Annotated in this window: 15 protein-coding genes and 1 pseudogene; 7 read left to right on the top strand and 9 right to left on the bottom strand. The window is 64.2% G+C overall.

Features of this window, described 5'->3' with window-relative positions; all coding sequences use genetic code 11:
• Window positions 1–119: 119 nt before the first annotated feature.
• The 9 genes and pseudogenes from ACSQ84_RS03250 to ACSQ84_RS03210 all read right to left on the bottom strand — a co-directional run bounded on the left by ACSQ84_RS03250 (window position 120) and on the right by ACSQ84_RS03210 (window position 11,342).
• A complete protein-coding gene (locus tag ACSQ84_RS03250) occupies window positions 120–3,437 on the bottom strand; it encodes a molybdopterin-dependent oxidoreductase (RefSeq protein ID WP_436210198.1) in 3,318 nt (1,105 codons plus the stop codon).
• Between the two features lie 25 nt (window positions 3,438–3,462).
• Window positions 3,463–4,431 (bottom strand): ornithine cyclodeaminase family protein, encoded by a 969-nt coding sequence (locus ACSQ84_RS03245; protein ID WP_436210197.1) that lies wholly within the window; start codon window positions 4,429–4,431, stop codon window positions 3,463–3,465.
• Window positions 4,432–4,455: 24 nt separating this feature from the next.
• Window positions 4,456–5,118 carry a helix-turn-helix domain-containing protein gene (locus tag ACSQ84_RS03240; protein ID WP_436210196.1) on the bottom strand — a complete coding sequence of 221 codons (663 nt, stop codon included), beginning with the start codon at window positions 5,116–5,118 and terminating at the stop codon, window positions 4,456–4,458.
• Window positions 5,119–5,182: 64 nt separating this feature from the next.
• The gene (locus ACSQ84_RS03235) at window positions 5,183–6,403 is read right to left on the bottom strand and encodes an ABC transporter substrate-binding protein (RefSeq protein WP_436211163.1); all 1,221 of its coding nucleotides are present in this window, start codon (window positions 6,401–6,403) and stop codon (window positions 5,183–5,185) included.
• Window positions 6,404–6,458: 55 nt separating this feature from the next.
• Window positions 6,459–7,409, bottom strand: coding sequence for a branched-chain amino acid ABC transporter permease (locus tag ACSQ84_RS03230; protein WP_436211162.1), 951 nt, complete (start codon window positions 7,407–7,409; stop codon window positions 6,459–6,461).
• Between the two features lie 141 nt (window positions 7,410–7,550).
• A pseudogene (locus ACSQ84_RS03225) lies at window positions 7,551–8,426 on the bottom strand (branched-chain amino acid ABC transporter permease); the annotation flags it as partial.
• Between the two features lie 14 nt (window positions 8,427–8,440).
• Window positions 8,441–9,157, bottom strand: a complete 717-nt coding sequence (locus ACSQ84_RS03220; protein ID WP_436210195.1) for an ABC transporter ATP-binding protein — start codon at window positions 9,155–9,157, stop codon at window positions 8,441–8,443.
• Window positions 9,150–9,911, bottom strand: a complete 762-nt coding sequence (locus ACSQ84_RS03215; RefSeq protein ID WP_436210194.1) for an ABC transporter ATP-binding protein — start codon at window positions 9,909–9,911, stop codon at window positions 9,150–9,152. Before ACSQ84_RS03215 ends, ACSQ84_RS03220 begins: the two co-directional genes overlap by 8 nt.
• 147 nt (window positions 9,912–10,058) lie before the next feature.
• On the bottom strand, window positions 10,059–11,342 hold the full coding sequence (locus ACSQ84_RS03210) for an NAD(P)/FAD-dependent oxidoreductase (protein WP_436210193.1): 1,284 nt from the start codon (window positions 11,340–11,342) through the stop codon (window positions 10,059–10,061).
• 169 nt (window positions 11,343–11,511) lie between these two features.
• Here ACSQ84_RS03210 and ACSQ84_RS03205 point away from each other — a divergent pair, with 169 nt between their 5' ends.
• The 7 genes from ACSQ84_RS03205 (at window position 11,512) to torT (ending at window position 22,340) form a co-directional block, all read left to right on the top strand.
• A complete protein-coding gene (locus tag ACSQ84_RS03205; protein WP_436210192.1) occupies window positions 11,512–12,444 on the top strand; it encodes a LysR family transcriptional regulator in 933 nt (310 codons plus the stop codon).
• A gap of 255 nt (window positions 12,445–12,699) precedes the next feature.
• Window positions 12,700–14,256 (top strand): L-piperidine-6-carboxylate dehydrogenase, encoded by a 1,557-nt coding sequence (gene amaB / locus ACSQ84_RS03200; protein ID WP_436210191.1) that lies wholly within the window; start codon window positions 12,700–12,702, stop codon window positions 14,254–14,256.
• 12 nt (window positions 14,257–14,268) lie between these two features.
• Complete coding sequence (locus ACSQ84_RS03195; RefSeq protein ID WP_436210190.1) at window positions 14,269–15,498, top strand: pyridoxal phosphate-dependent aminotransferase; 1,230 nt, start codon at window positions 14,269–14,271, stop codon at window positions 15,496–15,498.
• Between the two features lie 402 nt (window positions 15,499–15,900).
• Window positions 15,901–16,860, top strand: coding sequence for a helix-turn-helix domain-containing protein (locus tag ACSQ84_RS03190; RefSeq protein WP_436210189.1), 960 nt, complete (start codon window positions 15,901–15,903; stop codon window positions 16,858–16,860).
• Between the two features lie 284 nt (window positions 16,861–17,144).
• Window positions 17,145–19,169 carry a hydantoinase/oxoprolinase family protein gene (locus ACSQ84_RS03185; protein ID WP_436210188.1) on the top strand — a complete coding sequence of 675 codons (2,025 nt, stop codon included), beginning with the start codon at window positions 17,145–17,147 and terminating at the stop codon, window positions 19,167–19,169.
• 4 nt (window positions 19,170–19,173) lie between these two features.
• The gene (locus ACSQ84_RS03180) at window positions 19,174–21,135 is read left to right on the top strand and encodes a hydantoinase B/oxoprolinase family protein (RefSeq protein WP_436210187.1); all 1,962 of its coding nucleotides are present in this window, start codon (window positions 19,174–19,176) and stop codon (window positions 21,133–21,135) included.
• Window positions 21,136–21,242: 107 nt separating this feature from the next.
• On the top strand, window positions 21,243–22,340 hold the full coding sequence (gene torT, locus ACSQ84_RS03175) for a TMAO reductase system periplasmic protein TorT (RefSeq protein ID WP_436210186.1): 1,098 nt from the start codon (window positions 21,243–21,245) through the stop codon (window positions 22,338–22,340).
• The last annotated feature ends 81 nt before the right edge of the window (window positions 22,341–22,421 follow it).

The following is a 22,421-nucleotide window of genomic DNA, read 5'->3' as shown; positions in this document are numbered from 1 at the left end:
GGACTTCAGCGAAAAGGCCGCATAGACGGTCGTACGACTAAAGCTGTCCTGACGCTTTGAAGAACCTGTCTCTCCCTGTTGCACGCCAAGCGATTCTGATCGCAGCTTCCGCTACCTCGTCATGCATCGATGACGAGATCGGAAAGCGGGACGGCCTGGCATGTCAAGCAATGCCCCTCATCCAACTCCGAGCAATCGACGAGATGGCGAACCTCGCCAGTCTTTATCTGCACGGCGCAGCTCTCGCACTGTCCGACACGGCAGCCGCTCGGAATCGCTATGCCGGCGCTTTCCGCTGCCGCAAGAATGCTGGCAAGCGGCGCTTGTGGCGACCATGTCAATGTGCGGCGGGAGCGGGCGAAATGGATCTGGCGCGACATCAGGCCATCGAGCGCGGGCGGCGCGGGCGAGCGAAAGCGCTCCTTGAAAATCTCGAAGACCGGTACGCCCCGCGCCCGCAGAGCCACGCCAACTTCCTCCATCATCGCATCCGACGCGCACATGTAGATGCGCGCACGCTTGCGCAGCAATTCTGCGTCGATGTCCGACACGGTAAACCGGCCCAGCCGATCAAAACGGTCGCCGCTCCGTGGGCGGCTCAGATGCGTGACGAGCGTCAGGTTCGGCAGCCTCTGCCGCAACGCTTCAAGCCGATGGTGGAACGGCCGGCTTTCGTCATCCCGGCAGGCGTAATGCAGCGTGACGCGCGGTTCGTCGGCGCCACCCTCGAGCGTTTCGAGATAGGACAGGAACGGTGTGATGCCGATGCCACCGGCAATCAGGACGACCGGAAACTCGTTGCGCAACGGCAGCACGAAGCCACCCTTCGGTGACTGCAATTCGACGGTGTCGCCCGGCCCGAGATCGTGCCTGACCGCCGTTGACACCTGCCCGCCTTCGATGTGCCTGACGCCGATGCGATAGGCATCGGGTGTTGGGATTGCGGCTCCGGTGAGCGAATACGAGCGGATCGCCCCGCCGATCCGGACGCCGACATATTGGCCTGGCCGGAATGCCGGAAGTGACCCACCGTCGACCGGCCTTAGTGTCAGCCCCACCACATCGGCGCATTCCTCGCGGCGCTCCGCGACCACGAAGGATCGCCAGCCTTGCCAGGTGGTGCTCTCGTCACGTTCGACATCGCCGGCAAAGGAGCGCAGCGCCAGCGATCCGCTGAGGGGATCGCGCCCGCGTTCCGAGACGATGGCGTTGAAGCTGGCGCCGACGGGCCGGGTCTCGTCCGGCAGATAGCCCGGCAGGCCGAGATCCGGCGCAGGCTGCCACCACCCATAATCGCTCGCCACCACATCCTGCGCGAGCGCATCGTTGAAGCTCGCGCGCATCCGGATCGTGCCGATGCGGCTACGCACCAACATCCAGTCGCCCTCCAGGATACTCTTGCGGCGGGCGAGTTCGGGATGGATCTCGGCGGTCGGCTCCGCGCGCTTGCGGCGCAGTGTGTTGATGCCGCGATGCTGGCTGTGGCAGAAATAGCCGCTATTGGCAGAAAACAGCGTCAGCGGAAACGCATCACTGCGTGGCTCGGCCGGCTCGACGAAACGCGGCACCGCTGGATAACCATGGCGATGCAGCAATTCCGAATAGAGTTCGGCCTTGCCGGTCTGCGTGGCGAAGCCGGTCGTCTGGTATTTGCGATTGCCATGCTTGAGCGGCACGCGAATGCCTTCGGGCTTCGCCCGCAGCGCCTGGAGATCGAGGCCGAGCGGGGCGAGCAGATGCTCAAATCCCTTCTCGATATCGCCCTCAAAGAACAGTTCGCCCATGCCGAGCCGTTTGGCGAGCTGGAATACGATCCACATATCGGAACGGGCCTCGCCCTGACGCGGAATCATTTGCGGGCGCAGCTGCACCAGTTCCTGCGCCTCGGGCGAGATCTCGAAGCCAAGGCGCAGTGCCTCGTGCTCCCAGGGGCTCGACACCGGCAGCACGATATCGGCCATCTCGGCGGTGGGGTTCAGGAACAGATCGCAATGGACCTGGAAGTCGAGCGCCTTCAGCGCTTCGCGTCCGCGCTCCGGCGCCGGATGCGAGACCAGTAAATTGGAGCCGAACGCGAACAGCGCCCGCACGCGATAGGGTTTTCCGGTCAGCGCCGCGTCGTAGAAATCGCTGGAGGTGATCCAGCCGTCGGCCGGCGGTCCGAGTGGGCGATCCGACAGCCCGAGCGTCCGCGCGCGCGTCTCCGCCGGGATCATCGCCATCGAATGCAGCGACGGCACCGGAAGGCTCGGCATCCTGACATTGCCGCCCGGAGCATCGAAATGGCCGGTCAATGCATAGAGCGTGGCGACCGCGCGTTCGGTCTGCGAGGCATTGCTGTGCTGTCCGAGCCCGGTCCAGCCGTGATAGCAGATTGATGATGCCTTCGAGATCTCGGCCGCGAGTTCCTCAACTTGCGCCCCGGGGATGCCGGTGATGCGCTCGACGGTCGCGGGATCGTAAGGTTCGGCAGCCGCGACATAGTGATCGAAACCGGTGCGGCAGGCGATCGGGCCTGCGGCGCCGACGACCTCGAAGATTCCTTCGAGCGCGGCTGTCGCGAGCCCGCCCCCGGCCGGCACTGCCTTGCCCGCGATCGCGTCCCACACCAGAAAACCGTCGCCTTCAAGCCCGATATCGGCAGCGCGCAGGAAGCACCCGTCGCTGTCGCGGATCAGGAAGGCAGCGTTGGTCCAGTGCCGCACGAAGTCGGTGTCATAGGCGCGGTTGACGATGAGCCAGCGCGCGACGCCGAGCGCCAGCGCCGCATCGGTGCCGGGGCGGATCCGCAGCCAGATGTCAGCGTCGCGTGCCGAGCCGGTCCGGCGCGGATCGATCACGGCGAGTCTGGCGCCCCTCGCCCGCGCAGCGCTGATCGCCTCCGCCTGGGCAAGCCATACATTGGCGGGGTTGTGGCCCCAGAGCAGGATGAGTTCGGAATTCCGATAGTCTGCCGTCGGCAGCGCACAGCCAAAGGTGAAGGCGTGGGCGTGGTCCTTGTGCCAATTGCAGATCTCGGTGGAGAAGCAGTTGTTCGGGCTGCCGAAGCCGCGGATGAAGCGCTGGATCCAGTCCAGGCTGTCGGATGTCGAGGACGACGAGCCGGAAGTCACCGCGAAGGCGACCGATTCCGGTCCGGTCTCCTCACGGTAGCGCCCCAGCCGATCGGCGATCTCGGTCAGCGCCTCTTCCCAGGATATCGGAACGAAGCCCGGATCGGCAGCGCCCTTCGGCGCGGTGCGTCGCAATGGCGTCTTCAGGCGGCGGGCCGAATGCGCAATCTCCGGCGCGGCCCGGCCTTTTGGGCAGATCGCCTTGCCGGTTGGGTGGGCCGGGTTCGGCCGCACCGCGACGAGCCTGTCATTCTCGACGACGTTGATCGTGCCGCAGCGGGAGCGGCAGAGCGTGCAGAAGCCAGGTTTTTCCTGCGTCGACATTGTCAGGCCTCGTTGCCGTACGCCCTCACTCGGGAGACCGCGCGCGTGAGTTCGGATTGGCCTCGTTCACCAGCAGGCTCGCGGCCGCAAGATCCTCGATCGCCGCGCCCACCGACTTGAACAGGGTGATGTCGTCACGGTCAAGGCGGCCCGGCCTGGCGCCCCTTGTCAGTTCATGGAGATCGCCGCAGATGCTGTCGGCGCTCCAGTTTCCGGCGGCAATGGCTTGCAGCAGGTCTCCCGCTTCGGCGAGCGCGCCAGGATAGGTATCGACGAAGACCCGGCTGCGCGAAATAGCCGCGTCGTCGCTTTCGCGCATCTGCGGCGTAAAAGCGCCGACCAGATCGAGATGGGTTCCCGGTCGCAACCATGCGCCTTTGACCAGTGGCTCGGTCGAGGTCGTGGCGCAGCTCACGATGTCGGCCTGCGGCAAGGCCAGGTCAAGGTCGGTCACCGGAACTGCGTTCGCGCCCTGCCGGACAAGCGTGTCAGCCAGAGCCCGCGCGCGCTCCGGATTGCGTCCCCAGACCAGCACCTTCTCGATCGGACGCACGGCGCGGTGAGCGGCGGCGAGATGACGCGCGACATGGCCGGTTCCAACGACAAGCAGCGTGCGGCTGTCGGCACGCGACAGATAGCCGGAGGCGAGTGCCGACGCGGCGGCCGTGCGGCGGTTGGTCAGCGCCTCGCCATCGATCATCGCGCGCGGCTGGCCGGTCGCACCGTCGAGCAGGAAGTAAAGCGACGACACCGCACCGAGACCGCGCACGGCATTCTGTGGAAACACCGTGACGAGCTTGACGCCGAGGGCTTCGCCGCGGATCCAAGCCGGCATCGTCAGGAGACGCGCCGGCGCTCCATCGACGCCGACCTCGTAGGCCTGTCGCAACGGCATCGGCTCGCCGTCGCGCTTGAAAGCCTCGCGCAATGCCTCGATCAGTTCGGGATAGCCAAGCGCGGCATGGACTTCGGCAGCGGAGTAGCTGCGCAGCATCGGTACTATTCCTGTTCTACAAACTCATGAGAGTGCGGTGATGCCCGTGCATATCCAGATGACCTCGGCATCTTCCTTGCTCAACGATACGATCGCGTGGCCCATCTTGCTGTCGAAATAGGTGCTGTCACCGACCTTGAGCGTGACGGGAGCGTAGAATTCCGTGAAGACCTGGACGGTGCCGGACAAAACGCACAGGAATTCCTCGCCGTCGTGACGCACCCAGCCGGGAAATTCGTCGAGGCGGCGCGCCCTGATCCGCGCCTTGAACGGCAGGATATGCTTTTGCGAGAGATCGGTCGCCAACACCTCGTATTCATAGGTACCGGTGCGGTGCGGCTTGCCCTCGCCGTTGCGCGTGACACTGCGGCGGCCGAACGGCGCGTTCTGACGGCGCTGATCGAACAGTTCGACGATGTCGAGATCGGCACCGCGCGTGATCTTCTGCAGCACGTCGTAGGTCGGCGACATCTGGCCGTTCTCGATCTTGGACAGGGTCGAGCGCGCGACCCCGGTGCGCTCGCTCACCTCTTTCAGCGTCCAGCCCTTATCGATCCGCACGCGCTTCAACCTGTGACCGAGGCCGTCGCCTCCCTCGGCCGGCACGGCGTCGGCCGAGAAGCGGGCCGGCACGACTTCCGCTGCCGCAGCCTCCCTCGGCGACGATCGCGTCGCAGCCTTCTTCATCGCGTTTCTCTCCCTTTTATCGCGGAGTTACGGTCCCGGCGGCGGGCAGCGCCGGGACCTTGCCTCACTTCTTGACGTGCTGGCATTCACTCTGGGCGAGAGACTGGAAGGCCTGCTCGCCGGGAACGGTTGCCAGGATATTATAGTAGTCCCATGGCTGCTTCGATTCGGAAGGTTTCTTGACCTGGACGAGCAGCATGTTGTGGACCATGCGGCCGTCCTCGCGCACCTTGCCGTCCTTGGCGAAGAAGTCGTTGACCGGCAGTTCGCGCATCTTGGCAGCCACGGCCTTGGCCTCATCGGTACCCGCGGCCTGGATAGCCTTGAGATAGTGCGTGATCGAGGAATAGACACCGGCATGCACTGACGTCGGCATCGCCTTGCGGGTCGCGAAGAAACGCTTGGCGAAGGCACGCGTCTCGTCGTTCTGGTCCCAGTAGAACCCCTCGACAAACGAGATGCCCTGCGCGGTCGGCAGGCCGAGGGAGTTGACGTCCGTAATGAACACGACCGGCGCGGCGATGCTCTGGCCGCCTGCGATGATGCCGAACTCATTGGCCTGCTTGATCGCCGTCGTCATATCCTTGCCGGCGGTGGCGAGCAGGATGACCTTCGCCTTCGATGCCTGCGCCGGCAGCAGGAAAGGCGAGAGATCGGCCGCGCCGAAGGGATGGCGGATGGAGCCCAGGACCTTGCCGCCATTGGCCTTGATCGCCTCGCTCGCGATCTTCTCGAGCGAATGTCCGAAGGCGAAGTCCGCGGTAATGATGTAGTAGGTGTCGTTGCCCTTGTCGATCAGCGCCTTCAGCGGTCCGACCGCGTTCGAATAATTGTCGTAGACCCAGTGAAAGCCGGTAGGCGAGCACTGCTTGCCAGTCAGGTCCGTCGTGGCCGGCGACGCGAACAGCGCCACGCGGTTGGTCTCGCGCGTCAATTGCTGGATCGCGAGCGCGATGGCGCTGTTGGTGACATCAGAGATCGCATCCACCTTCTCGTTCTCGATCCAGCGCCGGGCGATGCCGACGCCGACGTCGGCCTTCTGAAGGTGGTCGGCTCCGATGATCTCGATCGGCTTGCCGAGCACCTTGCCGCCGAAATCCGCTGCCGCCATTTGCGCCGCCAGCAGCGAGCCTGGCCCGTTCAGATCGGAATACTGGCCGGACATGTCGGTCAACACACCGATCTTGACGACATCGTCGCTGACCTGGGCCGTGGCCTGGCCGGCGACCACGAGCGAGCCGAGGCAGAGCGCGGCCGCGACCCGGCGGAGAAGTTTGGAAGGCATCTGTTGCATGGTCTATCCCCCTGTTGTCAGCCCGCTCTTCCGAGCAGGATCTGGTTCATACCTGTTCCACTTCCCCGGATGGCGAAGTATTCGTTCGAGACGTCCTGGCTCGCTCCTGCGGCGCGACCGTCACGTTGCGAAGCACCGCTGGTGTCGTCACGGGCGCTCGGCGCGGGCGGTGCCAGAACTCGATCAGTTCGCCGACGATGCCGCGCCGGAAGGCGAGCACGCAGACGACGAAGATCAGGCCGTGAATGACGGTGACCCATTGTCCGAAGGCCGCCAGATAGTTCTGCATGGCGACGACGATGAAGGCGCCGACGAGCGGGCCGTAGAGCGTGCCGACGCCGCCGAGAAACGTCATCAGCAGCACCTCGCCCGACATCGACCAGTGGACGTCGGTCAGGCTGGCGATCTGGCTGACGATTGCCTTGGTCGAACCCGCGAGCCCCGCGAGCGCAGCCGAGAGCGTGAAGGCCACGAGCTTGTAGCGGCCGGTATCAAAGCCGAGCGACTGCGCGCGTGCGTCGTGATCGCTGATCGCCTTCAACACGCGTCCGAACGGCGAGCCGACCAGGCGCATGATCAGGAAGAAGCCGCCCAGGAATATCGCCAGCACGAACGTGTAGAGGTTAGCGGGCCGCGACAGGTCGATCAGGCCGAAAAGCATGCCACGCGGAACCGCCTGCAGCCCGTCCTCGCCACCGGTAAACGGCGCCTGCAGTGCAACGAAATAGATCATCTGCGCAAAGGCCAGCGTCACCATGGCGAAGTAGATGCCGCTGCGGCGGATGGCGAGCCAGCCCGAGACAAAGCCAAGTATCGCCGCTGTTGCGGTTCCGGCCAGAATGGCGAGTTCAGGGGGCAGCCCCCAGATCTTCGCGGCATGGCCGCAGACATAGCCGGCTGAACCCAGGAACATGGCATGGCCGAACGAGACCAGCCGGCCGTAGCCGGCGATCAGGTTGAAGGCGCAGGCGAACAGGGCGAAGATCATCGCCTTCATCATGAAGCCGGGATAAATGACGATCGGCGCGGCTGCGAGGCAGGCGGCGACCGTCAGGAAGATCATGCTTTGCGTACGCGCCGAAGGCGAAGGCGCCGACAGGCTGGAGTGCGGCTGCCCCTGCGCGGCCTCGGGCTTCGATCCGAACAGGCCCGCCGGGCGGATCAGCAGCACCACCGCCATCACCGCGAAGACAACCGTTGTCGAGGCTTCCGGATAGAAGGCCTTGGTCAGGCCCTCGATGATGCCGACAAGGAAGCCGGTCAGGATCGAGCCCATGATCGAACCCATGCCGCCGATCACCACCACCGCGAAGACGACGATCAACAGATCCGCGCCCATCGCCGGGCTGACCTGGTAGATCGGCGCGGCCAGAACGCCCGCCAGCGCGGCAAGCGCGACGCCGGCGCCGTAGGTCAGCGTGATCATGCGCGGGACGCGGATACCGAAGGCCTGAACCAGCATCGGGTTTTCGGTCGCGGCGCGCAGATAGGCGCCGAGCCTGGTCCGCTCGACAACGTACCAGGTGCCGAGGCAGACCACGATCGAGGCTGCGATCACCCAGGCCCGGTAGTTCGGCAGGAACATGAAGCCGAGATGGCGGCCCCCCATCAGTGCCTGCGGAATCGAATAGGGCTGGCCCGAAGAGCCGAACCAGTCGCTGAACATCCCCTGCACCATCAGCGAGAGGCCGAAGGTGAGCAGCATGCCGTAGAGATGATCGAGCTTGTAAAGGCGTCGCAGCAGCAGCATCTCGATCACGATGCCGATCGCGCCGACGGCGAGCGGCGCCAGGATCAGCGCCCACCAGTAGCCGATACCGAGATAGTTGAGCAGAAACCACGCGCCCATCGCGCCCATCATGTACTGCGCCCCATGGGCGAAATTCACGATGTTCATCATGCCGAAGATCACCGCGAGACCGAGGCTCAACATGGCGTAGAAGGCGCCATTGATCAGCCCGAGCAGGAGCTGGCCATAGAGGACCGCCGAAGGGACGCCAAGGATCGTGGTCATGATGCCCCTTTCGGTCAAAGTCCGAGATAATTTTTGAGCGAGCCGAGCCTGCCTTCGAACGCAGCGCCCGGAATTTCCTCGACGACGCGGCCGAGTTCGACGATGTAGTGCCGGTCGGCGAGGCCGGCGGCGAAGCCGACATTCTGCTCGACCAAGAGGATGGTGAAGCCGAGCGCCTTCAGTTCGGTGATGGTCCGGCCGATCTGGCGGATGATGACGGGAGCCAGGCCCTCGGTCGGCTCATCGAGCAACAGGATGCGCGCGCCGGTATGCAGGATGCGTCCGAGCGCCAGCATCTGCTGCTCGCCGCCGGAGAGCTTGGTTCCCTGGCTGTCGAGGCGTTCCTTCAGGTTCGGAAACAGCTCCAGGATCTGCGCGACCGTCATGCCGCCGGCGGCCACCTTCGGCGGCAGCAGCAGGTTTTCGCGTACGCTGAGGCTCGCAAAGATGCCGCGCTCCTCCGGGCAGAAAGCAATGCCCTTACGCGCGATATCATAGGGCGCGGCAGCGATGATCTCACGGCCGTTGAGCGCGATCGAACCCGAGCGCTTGTCGAGCAGGCCCATGATCGCCTTCAGCGTCGTGGTCTTGCCGGCGCCATTGCGGCCGAGCAGCGTCACCACCTCCCCGGAGCGGACGTCGAAATCCATTCCATGCAAGACCTTGGACTCGCCGTACCAGGCTTGAAGGTTGCCGACTTGGAGATTGCCGACCGCGAGAGTTTCATGCATGCGCCTGCCCCGTATAGGCAGCCATCACGTCGGCGCGCGACGAGACCTCCGCATAGCTTCCTTCCGCCAGCACTTCGCCACGCACCATCACGGTGATGGTGTCGGCGAGCTCGGCCACCACATTCATGTTGTGCTCGACCAGCAACACCGTGCGGCCCCGGCCGGCCTCGCGGATTAATTGCGTTACGCGCCCGATATCTTCGTGGCCGAGCCCCGCCATCGGCTCGTCGAGCAGCAGCACCTTGGGTTCAAGCGCGAGCGTCGTCGCCAGTTCGAGCACGCGCTTGCGGCCATAGGAAAGGCTGCCGGCCATCGTCTCGGCATATTCCGACAGGTCAAAGCGCGCGAGCAGCGCGTCCGCGCGATCCAGCACGGCGCGATGACGTGAAATCCGGCCGAGCAGATTCCAGGCGAGGCCGCTCTCGGGCAGCAAGGCCAGTTCGATGTTCTCGCGCACGGTCAGTCCGGCGAACACCGCGGAAATCTGGAACGAACGCACCACGCTGCGCTTGGCCATTGCCGGCATGCTGAGGCGGGTGACGTCATGGCCATCGTGCAGGATGGTGCCGGCCGACGGCGGAAGATATTTCGTCAGAAGGTTGAATAGGGTGGTCTTGCCGGCCCCGTTGGGGCCGATGATGGCGTGCATGCTGTTACGGACAAGCCGGAAGTTGACGCCATTGACGGCGAAGAAGCCGCCGAACTCACGGCTGAGACCGCGGGTCTCCAGAGCGTAAACGGCGCCATCTGTCATGCCTTTGCCCTGCTCACTTCTGGATCCTGGATTGGAAAATCAGGCCTGCATCAGACGGCGGCCCATTCTTGAGCAAAAGTTTCCTATCATCAACTAATTTCCTATATGGTCTTTTTGTCGTATTTTTGAAATCCTGTGACATTGGATCTACGGCCGCGCCTGGATCAGATGAAGGAGTTGCGCCCCGACCTCGTAATAGGCCGCTTTGGCGCTGCGGAAGCTGGGCGTCGTCGGCGCCGAGACCGGAAGCGGCAAATCTTTCTCGTCGAGTTGACCGAGCGCGAGGAGCGCCAGCAGACGTCCGAAGGTCGTGCCGGGCGCAATGCCGCGCCCGTTGTAGCCGCTGAAACCGACCACGTTTTCAGCGAGCTTGTGGAATCGCGGCAGATGGTCGTCGGTCATTCCGATCAGGCCGTACCATTCGGCTTCAAATCTGACGTCGCCGATTTGCGGGAACAACTTCTTGAGCGCCCGCTCTGCCCAGGATCGGTGCACCGCCGCACCGGTGCCCCGGAGCGCGCCGCAGCTTCCGAACACCAGGCGGCCAGCGCGGTCAAAGCGAAACGAACTCAACACCTCGTTGGTGTCCCAGGCGCCCTGCCGTTCGGGAAGAATGGACGCGCGGATGTTGTCCGACAGCGGCTGGGTGGCGAAGTTGAAATAGGGCAGATGGATTTGCTCCGTCTTGACCTCGGACCAGGGGCCCGTCGCATAGGCATCAGTGGCCACAATCACGCGATCGGCGATGACGTGACCACCAGCGGTTTGCAGCTTCCATGTGCCGCCAATTCGCTCGCCTGAGATGACCGCGCTGCGGGTGAATATCTTCGCGCCGGCGTTCAGGGCGCTGCGGGCAAGACCTCGCGCATAGGCCAGCGGCTGGATCGTGCCCGCGCGGCGATCCCACAGCGATCCAGCGTAAGCCGACGAACCGACCTTCGCCTCGGTTTCCCTCGCGTTCAATAACTCTACCGGCGCACCGCGGCGGCTCCACTGCGCGGCGCGCTGCTCGAGTTCCTTCAGTCCCTTGGGTCCGACGGCGCAATGCAGCGTGCCGGCACGCTCGACCTCGCATTCGATGCGAAGACGTTCGATCAGATCGAACACCAGTTTCGGGGCGTCGCCCAGCAGTGCGAGCAGGCGCTCGCCGTAATCGTTCCCGAGCAGGTCGGGAAGCACATCCGGCATCACCCACATGCCGGCATTGACCAGGCCGACGTTCCGGCCGGCCCCGCCAAAACCGATCTCCACCGCTTCAAGCAACGCGACGTCGGCCCCTGCTTCTGCGAGATGGAGCGCCGCCGAGAGGCCGGTATATCCGCCGCCGATGATGGCGGTATCGACCTTGACCGATCCACGCAGCCCGGCGGTTTCAGGCGGCGGCGGTGCAGTCAATTCCCACAGACCGTGCGATCTGGCGTTGTCTAGCATCGTCTCCGACGTCCTTGTCTGTTGCCGCCCGCCAGGTCGCGTTTGCCGAGGCGCGTTGACGGGTTCATTCCAATTCGGCAAGTTGAATGCCTACCGCTGAAGGGATGCCGAAGACCTGACGGCGATGCCAGGCCGAAATCTAGCGTTGCCGGCAGCGGCGGACCAAGCGATGTTTGGTCAAGACCTTATTCGGCTGGAGAATGATGTGCAGGGCCCCCGCCGCTTTTTGCCTTCGCTGCCTCTGCTGTCCGCCTTTGAAGCGGCGGCGCGGACCGGAAGCATTACGGCCGCGGCCAAAGAGCTGTCGCTGACGCAAGGCGCGGTGAGCCGTCAGGTCAAGGCGCTTGAAGAGCAGCTCGAGGTCGAGCTGTTTCATCGCGAGCGGCAGACCATCCGCCTGACCGTGGGTGGCGACGCCTATGCCCGAGAGATACGCGACGCGCTGCGCAAGATCAGCACCGCCTCGCTCAACCTGCGCGCCAATCCGTTCGGCGGCACGCTGACGCTCGCCATCCTGCCGACCTTCGGCACCCGGTGGCTGGCGCCGCGGCTTCCCAAATTCCTCGCGGGCAACCCCGGCATCACCATCAACCTGGTCACGCGGTTATCGAATTTCGACTTCAGGCTGGAGCCCGTCGACGCCGCGATCCATTTCGGGCGTCCGGAATGGCAAGGGGGTGAACTGGCGTTGCTGCGGCCGGAGACCGTGATCCCCGCCTGCAGCGCCGAGCTGCGAGAGCGCTATGGTTTCAAGCGCGCAAGCGACCTGCGGAAGGCCCCGTTGCTGCATCTGACGACGCGGCCAGACGCGTGGGAACAATGGCTGACACTGCACGGCGTGGACGCCCATGCCGTCCATGGCATGTTGCTGGACCAGTTCGCCACCGCATCGCAGGCGGCGATTTCCGGGCTCGGCATCGCCCTGCTTCCCGAATTTCTCATCGAGGAGGAACTGAGCACCGGCAAGCTGGTGCGCGCCCTCGATCTGCCGATGAAAAGCGCCGAGGCCTACTATCTGGTGTGGCCGAGCGATCGGGCGTCACATCCGCCACTTGTTGCCTTCCGGGAATGGCTTCTTTCGGAAACGGCACCAGACCGCTGAAGGGTCGTACCTGAACGCGGTCGGGTTTGCGAGATTGCCCTCAACGCCCGGCCATTTTGGCCTTGGTCATCTGTCATTCATCATTGGAATGACTTGTTGAACTTCTATCGTTTGAAAAAGCCGGATTATTGTCCTTTCTACGGGGGGCATTGCCTTCAAGGCGCCGTCCCTGACGAAGAGCGATCCTGACGTTTCAAGGCCAGTCGCTGACAGCAGTCCTTCTGAAATCAACTCGAGCCTCGGAAAGAGTTTCTCATGTCAGACAATCAATCCGGCAAAGCCAAAATCATCTCGCTCAAGGCGGAGGTCGACGCGCTTCTGGTTGAGCTCGGTGTCGAACCCGTCAGCTACACCGGTGGCACGCTGGTCGCGAAAACGCCGATCACCGGCGAAACCGTGGCGCATGTCAGGGAGCACGACGCCGCCGGCGCGATCGCGGCCATCGAAAGGGCTCATGCGGCTTTCCTCCAATGGCGTCTTGTCCCCGCTCCGAAGCGCGGCGAACTGGTGCGGCTGCTTGGTGAAGAGCTGCGTACCAACAAGCGCGCGCTCGGCCGGCTGGTTTCCATCGAGGCCGGCAAGATCGAGTCCGAAGGTCTCGGCGAAGTCCAGGAGATGATCGATATTTGCGACTACGCCGTGGGGCTTTCCCGGCAGCTCTACGGCTTAACGATCGCGACCGAGCGCCACGAGCACCGGATGGCGGAGACCTGGCATCCGCTCGGCGTCACCGGCATCATCTCGGCGTTCAATTTTCCGGTCGCGGTATGGTCATGGAATGCCGCGCTGGCACTGGTCTGCGGCAACAGCATCGTCTGGAAGCCGTCGGAAAAGACGCCCCTCACCGCCCTGGCGACCGAGGCGCTGTTCGGACGCGCCCTCAGGCGTTTCAAGGCCGAAGGCGGTGCAGCACCCGACGGGCTATCCGCTGTGCTGGTCGGAGGACGCGAGATCGGCGAGGCCCTCGTCAACAACGCCAGGGTTCCCCTGGTCTCGGCAACCGGTTCGACCGCGATGGGGCGCGCCGTCGCTCCGAAGCTCGCGCAGCGCTTCGCCCGCGCGATTCTGGAACTCGGCGGCAACAACGCAGCGATCGTTACGCCGACCGCCGATCTCGACCTGACGCTGCGCGGCGTTGCCTTTGCCGCCATGGGCACGGCAGGCCAGCGCTGCACCACGCTGCGCCGCCTCTTCGTTCACGACAGCGTCTATGAAAGCTTCGTGCCGCGCCTGAAGAAGGTCTATCAGTCCGTCTCCGTCGGCAATCCCCTCACCGGCAATCTGGTCGGCCCGCTCATTGACAGCCTCGCTTACGAATCGATGCAGCGCGCCCTCGGCGAAGCCAAGGCCGCCGGTGCCGCCATTGTCGGCGGAGAGCGCGTCGCCATCGCAGGGGCCGACGAGGCATTCTACGTCCGGCCGGCATTGATCGAGATCGACGGGCAGACCGCAACGGTCGAGCGCGAGACTTTTGCGCCGATCCTCTATGTCATCAAATACAGCGACTTCGATGCCGTGATCGCATTGCATAATACGGTCCCACAAGGACTGTCGTCCTCGATCTTCACCAACGATTTGCGCGAGGCTGAAGCCTTCCTGTCGGCGCGCGGCTCCGATTGCGGGATCGCCAATGTCAACATCGGCCCTTCGGGCGCCGAGATCGGCGGCGCCTTCGGCGGCGAGAAGGAAACCGGCGGCGGGCGTGAATCCGGCTCGGATGCCTGGAAGGCCTACATGCGGCGCGCCACCAACACGATCAATTATGGCCGCACGCTGCCGCTCGCCCAAGGCGTCAGGTTCGACCTGGATTGAATGGATATCGCCGTGAACGCGCCGCTGCAGACATCATCGCATTTCCGGTCGGCCTCCCGGCTTTCCTCGATCGGGGTGTCGGAGATCCTCAAGATCACCGGCCTCGCCACGGATCTGAAGCGCGAGGGCAAGGATATCATCATCCTCGGCACCGGGGAGCCTGACTTCGACACGCCCGCTCACATCAAGGACGCGGCTGCGCGTGCCATGCACGCAGGCGCGACCAAGTACACCGCACTCGATGGAACGCCCGAACTCAAATCCGCAATCCGCGCCAAGTTCCGGCGCGACAACGGTCTTGAATTCGCGCAGGACGAGATCACGGTTTCAAGCGGTGCGAAGCAGGTGCTCTACAATGCGATGATGGCCAGCCTCGATCCGGGCGACGAGGTCATCATCCCGATGCCATTTTGGGTAAGCTACGCCGACATCGTTCTCATTGCAGGCGGCAAGCCGGTTCTGGTGCCGTGTTCGGAAGCCAACGGCTTCCGGCTCACCGCTGGCGACCTCGAAGCGGCGATCACGCCACGCACGCGCTGGGTGATATTGAATTCACCATCGAATCCTACCGGAGCGGCCTATTCCGAAGCTGACTATCGGCCGCTGCTCGACGTGCTATCGCGACACCAGCATGTCTGGCTGATCGTCGACGACATCTACGAGCACATCGTCTACGACGATTTCCGCTTTGTCACACCGGCCGCGATCGAACCGCGGCTTCGCAACCGCATCCTGACGGTCAACGGTGTTTCCAAGGCCTATGCGATGACCGGCTGGCGCATTGGCTACGCCGGCGGGCCCCGCGCGATGATCCGCGCCATGGCCGTCGTCCAGAGCCAATCGACGTCCTGCCCGTCGTCGATCAGCCAGGCCGCGGCTGTCGAGGCCCTCGACGGTCCGCAGGAGATCGTGCGCGACCACTGCCGGTCGTTTCAAGCGCGCCGCGATCTCGTCGTTTCCGCGTTGAACGGGATCGAGGGCATCAGCTGCCGCGTGCCCGAAGGCGCGTTCTACACCTTCGCCAGTTGCGCAGGCCTGATCGGCAAGAAGGCTCCTGACGGCGACATCGTCGCGAGCGATACGGCCTTCGCGGAGTATCTGCTCCATTCCGTCGGCGTCGCGGTCGTCCCCGGCTCTGCATTTGGCCTCGCGCCGTATTTCCGGATCTCCTACGCAACGTCGGCTGCGGAACTTTTTGAGGCCTGCCAGCGCATCGCGGCGGCGTCCGCACGACTACGCTAGGACAACGCACCGACGCCGGGGTGCCCGGCGGCGCCATGCGGCATCATGCTGTCGCGACAGTTCACGGGCCTGCTCGCCAGCACTGCTCCGACAATGGGCAACCTCTCCGGACAGACCGGGAGGCTGTTGTCGATCGCGGCCTCCATCCTTCGGTTGCCTTGATCGAAATTGAGCAGGCACGGCCTAAAATATCGGCTTCCCCTTCCATTGGACTTGACGTCATCCTGCCGTCTTCGCCAAGCTGACGTCGATGACGGCAGCGGGAGTGCAGTATGCAGTGCGGCCATCAGCGGTTGAGATGACGATACCGATCTCGCTCGCCGCCACATCGGCACGATGGATGGTCCACACCAGGAGAGACGATAAGACCCCAGCAATCGACCGCAGTGACGGAGCGCAGGGATGCAGACCACTTTCGCGACCAACGACATTTCCGCCCAGCATCGCCGCCAGTTCTGGCAGAAGGTCGTCTCCGACATCTACTACTCGCTGGATCTTCGTTTTCTCGGAGGTCATGACTTCCACGGCAGGTTGGGCGCTTGGTCGCTCGGGCCCGTTTCGATCTCCCGCAACGTCTGCGACGGCCTGCTTTACAAGCGGCACGAACGCCACCTCGTGAATGAACGCGAGGAATGCTTCCTGATCACCGTGCCGGAGCTCGCCGAAATCCGCTTCGAGCAGGACGGCAAGGACATCCGTTGCCGACCGGGCGCCTTCCTGATCGAGCGCAGCCATTTGCCCTACGAGTTCAGCCACCACGATCCCGCCGCGCTCTGGGTGTTGAAAATCCCAAGCGCCGTGCTGCGCGGACGGATCTCCCGCCCCGAACGCCTCGCAACCTTGCAATTCGACGCCAGCCGCAGCGTCGGCGCGCTCTTCGTCGATACGCTCCGTCTCTCCGGCGAGCGCATCGAGGAAATGGACGAGACTGCACGAACCATGATGGGCAAGCATCTCATCGATTTGCTGGCGATGGCCGTCGAATCCGACGAACGCGTGCTGGCGGGGCACTCGTCCACGATCCGCAATGCGCATCTTCATCGCTGCGAGCACTTTATCCGGACCCACCTCGACGACATGCGGCTGACGCCGCAGACGGTGGCGGATGGTTGCGGCATTTCGCTCAGATATCTCCACCAGATCTTCGAAGGCGAAGGCGTCACCGTGAGCACCTATATCCGCGCCCAGCGCCTGCTGATGTGCGATGCCATGCTGCGCGATCCGCACTGTCGTAAGAGCATCGCCGAAATTGCCTATCATTGGGGCTTCGGCGACCAGGCGCAGTTTAGCCGCAACTACCGTGGGCGGTTTGGCTGCACGCCGAGTGAAGCGCGGGCGGTGTCGCGCGCAGCCAACCCGTGACGCAATGACGGCTCTTGTCGTCCTCCTGATCCGACCGTTGATCACTTCTCGGGCAGGCTAGACACCGAACCGGCGCGACACGGCCGAGCCGGTCGTGCTCTCTGGCACAAATCTTCCTGCGCTCAGCGTCAAGAGCGCCGCCGACGGCCTGCCTATAATCCTCGCGACATTATTCGAAATCCGCCGGTCGAACGCGCCGTCTGCGGCCAGCTGGATCATCGATCCGGCGAGCCTGAACCGTCGTTCCAAACTCGCCCGGCACGCGTTGGAAAGGAAGCCGTATCGTGCAAAATCTACGCGTGGCCGTCGACGTCGGCGGCACCTTTACCGACATCTGCATCATGGACGAGGCCACCGGTCTCATCCGCATCGAGAAAACGTCCACGACCCAGGATCCCATTGAGGGGATCATGGGCGGTGTCTCCAAGGCCGGCATCGATCTGTCCAAGGTGGCGCTGTTCTCGCACGGTACCACGGTTGCGACCAACGCACTGATCACACGCCGCCTTCCGCGCACGGCCGTGGTGACGACCGACGGCTTCCGCGACGTCATCGAGATCCGGCGCGCCAACAAGGAAGACCTTTGGGACACCTACAAGGACGTCGTCAAACCCTACGTGCCACGACGCGACCGACTGACCGTACCCGAACGCGTCGATGCGGCCGGCAAGGTGATCCAGCCGCTCGACACTGACGCCGCGCGCCAGGTCGCGCGCACTCTAAAGCGCCGGGGCGTGGCCGCGATCGCGGTCTGCTTCATGAATGCCTACCTGAATGGCGAGAATGAGCGCGCGATGCGCGACATCCTGCTGGCGGAGATGCCGGACACTCCAGTGTCGATCTCCTCGCAGGTGCTTCCGGAAATCTTCGAGCACGAGCGATTCTCGACAACGGTCGTCAACGCCGTCGTCAGCCCGGTCGTCGTCAGTTACACGAGCCGCCTCGGCGAGCGCCTTGCCGATGAAGGCTACAGCCGCGATCTCCTGCTGCTGCACACCGGCGGCGGCGTCATGACGCCGGCAAGCGTCAAGGATTTCGCCGCGCGCCTCGCAGGTTCCGGCATCGCCGCCGGCGCCATTGCCAGCCGCTACATTGCGGGCCTTTGCGGCTTTCCCAATTCAATCGGCCTCGACATGGGCGGTACCTCGACCGACGTTTCGCTTGCCTATGAGGGGCAGTCACGCATCACCAAGGACTGGTACATCGAATACGGCTACCCGATCCGCTTTGCGTCCATCGAGGTGCTCACCATCGGCGCGGGCGGAGGATCGCTCGCCTGGAGCGATTCGGCCGGCTCCCTGCGCAACGGCCCGCAATCGGCCGGCGCCCATCCAGGCCCGGCCTGTTACGGCAATGGCAATGCGCAACCGACCAATACCGACGCCAATGTGACAATGGGTCGGCTCGGCACCAGTCTGGCCGGCGGCAAGGTGATGCTCGATCCCGAACTTGCGCGCAAGGCCGTCGAGGACGGCGTCGCAAAGCCGTTCGGTTTCGGCCTGCACGAGGCCGCGGACGCGATCCTGAAAGTCGCTAACGCCAACATGTCGGATGCGGTACGGCTGATCTCGATCAGCCGTGGCTACGATCCGCGCGACTTCGCGCTGGTCGCCTTTGGCGGCGCCGGCGCCTTGCATGGCGTCGACGTCGCCCGCGAACTCGCGATCCCTGTCGTGATCGTGCCGCCCAATCCCGGCGTGACCTCGGCGCTCGGATGTCTCCTGGTCGACATGCAGCACGACTTCTCGCAAAGCTGTATGGTCGGCGCCGACGAGGCCGATGCCGCCGACATCGAGGCGCAGTTCGTCGCGCTGGAGAAGGAAGCACTGGCGCGGCTGACGCACGAAGGCGTCGCTCAGCAGGACATCGTGCTGCAGAGGTCGATCGATATGATGTATCGCGGCCAGTGGCGGTCGCTCGCCGTCAGCGCGCCGCGCCCGATCGGCGCGATCGCCGACCTCGTCAAGAGCTTCCACGACGAGCATCGGCGCGAATACAATTACCGCCGCGACGATTCTCCCGTCAGCTTCTTCCGTCTCAACCTGAAGGCTGTCGGCATCGTTCCCAAGGCCGAGTTCGCCGTGCACAAGCCCACCGGAACAATCCCGGAGCCGATCGACCGGCGCCGGGTGTGGTTCGATGGCAACGGGCTCGACACGCCGGTGTTCCAGCGCGACGACCTGCCCTGCGGCTTCAGCTTCCAAGGTCCCGCGATCATCGAACAAGTCGACGCGACCACCGTGGTGCCGCCCGGTGCCAGCGCCGAAGTCGACAAATACCTCAACATCATCATCCGCGTGAAGGAGTGAGCTGATGGCCGGCAATCTCGCGCTAGACCCCGTAACCTTCGAAGTCCTGAAGAACTCCTTCATCACCAGCGTCGACCAGATGGGCGAACAGGTGCTGCGGACCTGCTATTCCTTCGTCATCTACAACCGCGATTTCTCGAGCGCTCTGCACGATGCCAAGGGTGAATGTGCAGCCCAGGGCAATCAGGACATCGCCGTCCATGTCGGAACCCTGCACTTCACCTGCCAGGATGTCATGCGCCACTTCGAGGGCGATATGCATGAAGGTGACGTCTTTGCGATCAACGACCCTTATGCAGGCGGCACGCACTTTTCCGACGTACGCCTGATTCGGCCGATCTTTGCCGACGGCAAGATCATCGCCTTCAGCCAGTCGAACGGACATTGGTCCGATGTCGGCGGCAGCGTGCCCGGGTCGTTCGACGTCGCCGCCCGCGAGATGTTCCGCGAGGGGCTGCGCATCACCCCGATACGCCTGTTTGACAAGGCTGGTCTGCGCAGGGACGTCGCGCACTTGATCGCCTCGAACACGCGCGATCCGGCTTCGATCATTGGCGACATCCAGGCGCAGGCCCAGGCGACGCAGGTCTGCGAGCGCGAAATCCTTCGCCTCGTCAACAAATACGGTCGCGACACCGTCGAGACGGGACTTGCCGCGGTCCAGGACTATGTCGAGCGCTCGGCGCGCCAGCGCATCGCCGCGCTCCCGGACGGTGAATGGGAGACAGTCGACTTCATCGATCGCGATCCCGCCGGCGGCGAAGGGATGATTCCGATCCGAATCAAGATGACGATCAAGGGCGACCGCGCGATCTATGATTTCACCGGCAGCCATCCGACCATTGGCTCGATTTACAATTCGGCCTTCGGCGCCACCTTCTCGGCCGTCGCGGCGGGCATGAAGACCTTCTTTCCCGACCTGCCCCTCAACTCCGGCTTCTACCGCTGCTTCGACATCATCGCGCCCGAGGGCTCGATCGTCGATGCCAAATGGCCGATCGCAGTCACCGGCTTCCTGATGCCGTTCGAGAAGATCATGAACTCGATCTACGAGATGTGGTCGAAGCTGATGCCGGAGCGCGCGCTGGCCTGCGCCTTCAACCTCGAATACCTGCTCACCGGCGGTCTCGACGCCCGCAGCTCCGACAAGCCGATCTTCATGTTCTACGACTGGCTGCCGGGGGGCTGGGGCGGACGCAACGGCAAGGACGGCAGCAACGTCACGACCGCCTGCTTCGGCACCGGTCTGATGTCGCAGCCTGTCGAGGGCCAGGAGCGCGCCAATCCGATCCTGACCACCAAGTGCGAAATCCTCACCGACTCGCCCGGGCCTGGCAAATGGCGCGGCGGTGCAGGGATGGTGAAGACCTCGCGGATGTTGCAGGCGGAGAAGACGGTGATCTCCTATATCTGCGACCGCGAGCGCGCCGTGGTCTGGGGTATTGAAGGCGGCCTGCCCTCGATGCCGCATGGCCTGACCTTGCATCGCGCAGGGGCCGCCGCCGAAGAACGGCTGGGCTCGATCTTCTCCGACGTGCCGATCGGCGAAGGCGACGTGTTCTCGCGCCCCACAGCCGGTGGCGGCGGGTTCGGCGATCCGCTTTTGCGCGACCCGCGTCTCGTGGTCGAGGACATCAAGGACGACTACGTCTCGGTCGAACGCGCCGCCAAGGACTACGGCGTGGTGGTGCAGACCATCGACGCCGAGCTCTGCGAATTTGAGATCGACAGGGCCGCGACCGATGCACTCCGCGTCAAGATCAGGGCCGAGCGCGTCGCCAAGGCGCGGCTCGACCCGGAAGTGGTGGCGCAAAATTATCGCAGCGGCGCGATCGATACGCTCGACGTGATCCGCCAGCACGCCGTGATTCTCGACTGGGGCACCGGCACTCTCCTTCCTGAATCCACGCGTCAGTTCCGCGAGGTATTCGAGCGACGATCGGTCGCGATGTGGGCCGCGGACTAATCCCCGTCGGCAACCGCGTCGCCCACGGGCGGCGCGGCGCGCGCATGCAAAACGAGGATCCGAACTCGTCGGCCCTCGCCTTTCATTCGAACCATGAGGATAGAGCTATGATCAGTACGACGCGCCTTCCCGTCAACCGGCTTCGGCCGGTCCGCTCCACGCTCTGCGTCGCCGCGGGCCTCGCACTTGCGGCGACCTCGCCCGCCGCCGCCGAGACACCCTGGTTTCCGATGAAGGTCTACGACGCCTCGTCCGGCACACCGAAGCCGGCGGAGTACACACCGCTGCCGAAAGCCGAGAAGCCCTACAGGCTTTGCGTCCTGTTCCCGCATATGAAGGACAGCTTCTGGGTGGCGGTCGCCTACGGCATCGTCAAGCAGGCCGAGACGATGAACGTCAACATGACCCTCTACGAGGCCGGTGGCTACGAGAACCTGCCGAAGCAGCTCTCGCAATTCGACGATTGCATGGCCAGCGGCGCCGACGCGATCATTGTCGGCGCCATCTCCGGTGCGGGCCTCAGCAAGAAATTCGAGGAAGCCAAAGCCAAGGGCGTGCCGGTGGTCGGTGTCGCAAATCCGATACCGCCCAACGCCCTGCCCGCCGCGATCTATGTCGACTTCGTCGCGATGGGCGGGGTGACCGGCGAAGGCCTGCTGGCGCAGGCCAAGCCCGACGCCAAGCTCAACATCGTGACCTTCCCGGGTCCCGCCGGCTCGGGCTGGGCGGAATCCTTCAACGAAGGTTTCAAGAAGGCGGTGGCGAAGAATCCGAACGCCAAGGTCCTTGCCGAGAAGTTCGGCGACTCCGGCGTTGCGGTCCAACTCCAGTTGATCCAGGACGCGCTGCAGGCCTATCCGGGCATGAACGTGGTCTGGGGCACCGCACCCACCGCTGAAGCCGCGATCGGCGCGGTTGCGGAAGCCGGCCGCAGCGACATGAAGATCATGTCCTCCTACGAGAACCAGGCCATGCTCGATGCACTGAACCGTGGCGACATCCTCGCCTTTGCGACCCAGTACCCGGTCGGCGAAGGCGCCGTCTCGGTCGATCAGGCCGTCCGTCTGATCGAGAAGAAACCCGTAATGAGCTTGGCCCAGCCGCTGGCCTCGGCAGTCGACAAGACCACCGTGCCAAAGCTGCAGATGGGCCTCGTGCTGGCGCCCGGAAGCTGGAAGCCGGTCTACTCGGTCAAGGCCAAGTAGATCAACGCCTCAAGTGAGCCCCGGCAACACGCCGGCGGGAGAAGACAAGTGCTCCCGCCTGCTTGCCGGCCGCCTGCGGAG

Origin of the sequence: Bradyrhizobium sp. LjRoot220 (genome assembly GCF_964252915.1) — a bacterium.
Taxonomy (GTDB): domain Bacteria; phylum Pseudomonadota; class Alphaproteobacteria; order Rhizobiales; family Xanthobacteraceae; genus Bradyrhizobium.
Note: the sequence above shows the minus strand (reverse complement) of the source record. Positions and strands in the feature narration are given on the sequence as shown.

Excerpts from the sequence above, each read along its gene's own strand:
- ACSQ84_RS03250 (WP_436210198.1), bottom strand. The coding sequence starts at position 3,437 with ATGTCGACGCAGGAAAAACCTGGCTTCTGCACGCTCTGCCGCTCCCGC.
- ACSQ84_RS03245 (WP_436210197.1), bottom strand. The coding sequence starts at position 4,431 with ATGCTGCGCAGCTACTCCGCTGCCGAAGTCCATGCCGCGCTTGGCTAT.
- ACSQ84_RS03240 (WP_436210196.1), bottom strand. The coding sequence starts at position 5,118 with ATGAAGAAGGCTGCGACGCGATCGTCGCCGAGGGAGGCTGCGGCAGCG.
- ACSQ84_RS03235 (WP_436211163.1), bottom strand. The coding sequence starts at position 6,403 with ATGCCTTCCAAACTTCTCCGCCGGGTCGCGGCCGCGCTCTGCCTCGGC.
- ACSQ84_RS03230 (WP_436211162.1), bottom strand. The coding sequence starts at position 7,409 with ATGAAGGCGATGATCTTCGCCCTGTTCGCCTGCGCCTTCAACCTGATC.
- ACSQ84_RS03220 (WP_436210195.1), bottom strand. The coding sequence starts at position 9,157 with ATGCATGAAACTCTCGCGGTCGGCAATCTCCAAGTCGGCAACCTTCAA.
- ACSQ84_RS03215 (WP_436210194.1), bottom strand. The coding sequence starts at position 9,911 with ATGACAGATGGCGCCGTTTACGCTCTGGAGACCCGCGGTCTCAGCCGT.
- ACSQ84_RS03210 (WP_436210193.1), bottom strand. The coding sequence starts at position 11,342 with ATGCTAGACAACGCCAGATCGCACGGTCTGTGGGAATTGACTGCACCG.
- ACSQ84_RS03205 (WP_436210192.1), top strand. The coding sequence starts at position 11,512 with ATGTTTGGTCAAGACCTTATTCGGCTGGAGAATGATGTGCAGGGCCCC.
- amaB (WP_436210191.1), top strand. The coding sequence starts at position 12,700 with ATGTCAGACAATCAATCCGGCAAAGCCAAAATCATCTCGCTCAAGGCG.
- ACSQ84_RS03190 (WP_436210189.1), top strand. The coding sequence starts at position 15,901 with ATGCAGACCACTTTCGCGACCAACGACATTTCCGCCCAGCATCGCCGC.
- ACSQ84_RS03180 (WP_436210187.1), top strand. The coding sequence starts at position 19,174 with ATGGCCGGCAATCTCGCGCTAGACCCCGTAACCTTCGAAGTCCTGAAG.
- torT (WP_436210186.1), top strand. The coding sequence starts at position 21,243 with ATGATCAGTACGACGCGCCTTCCCGTCAACCGGCTTCGGCCGGTCCGC.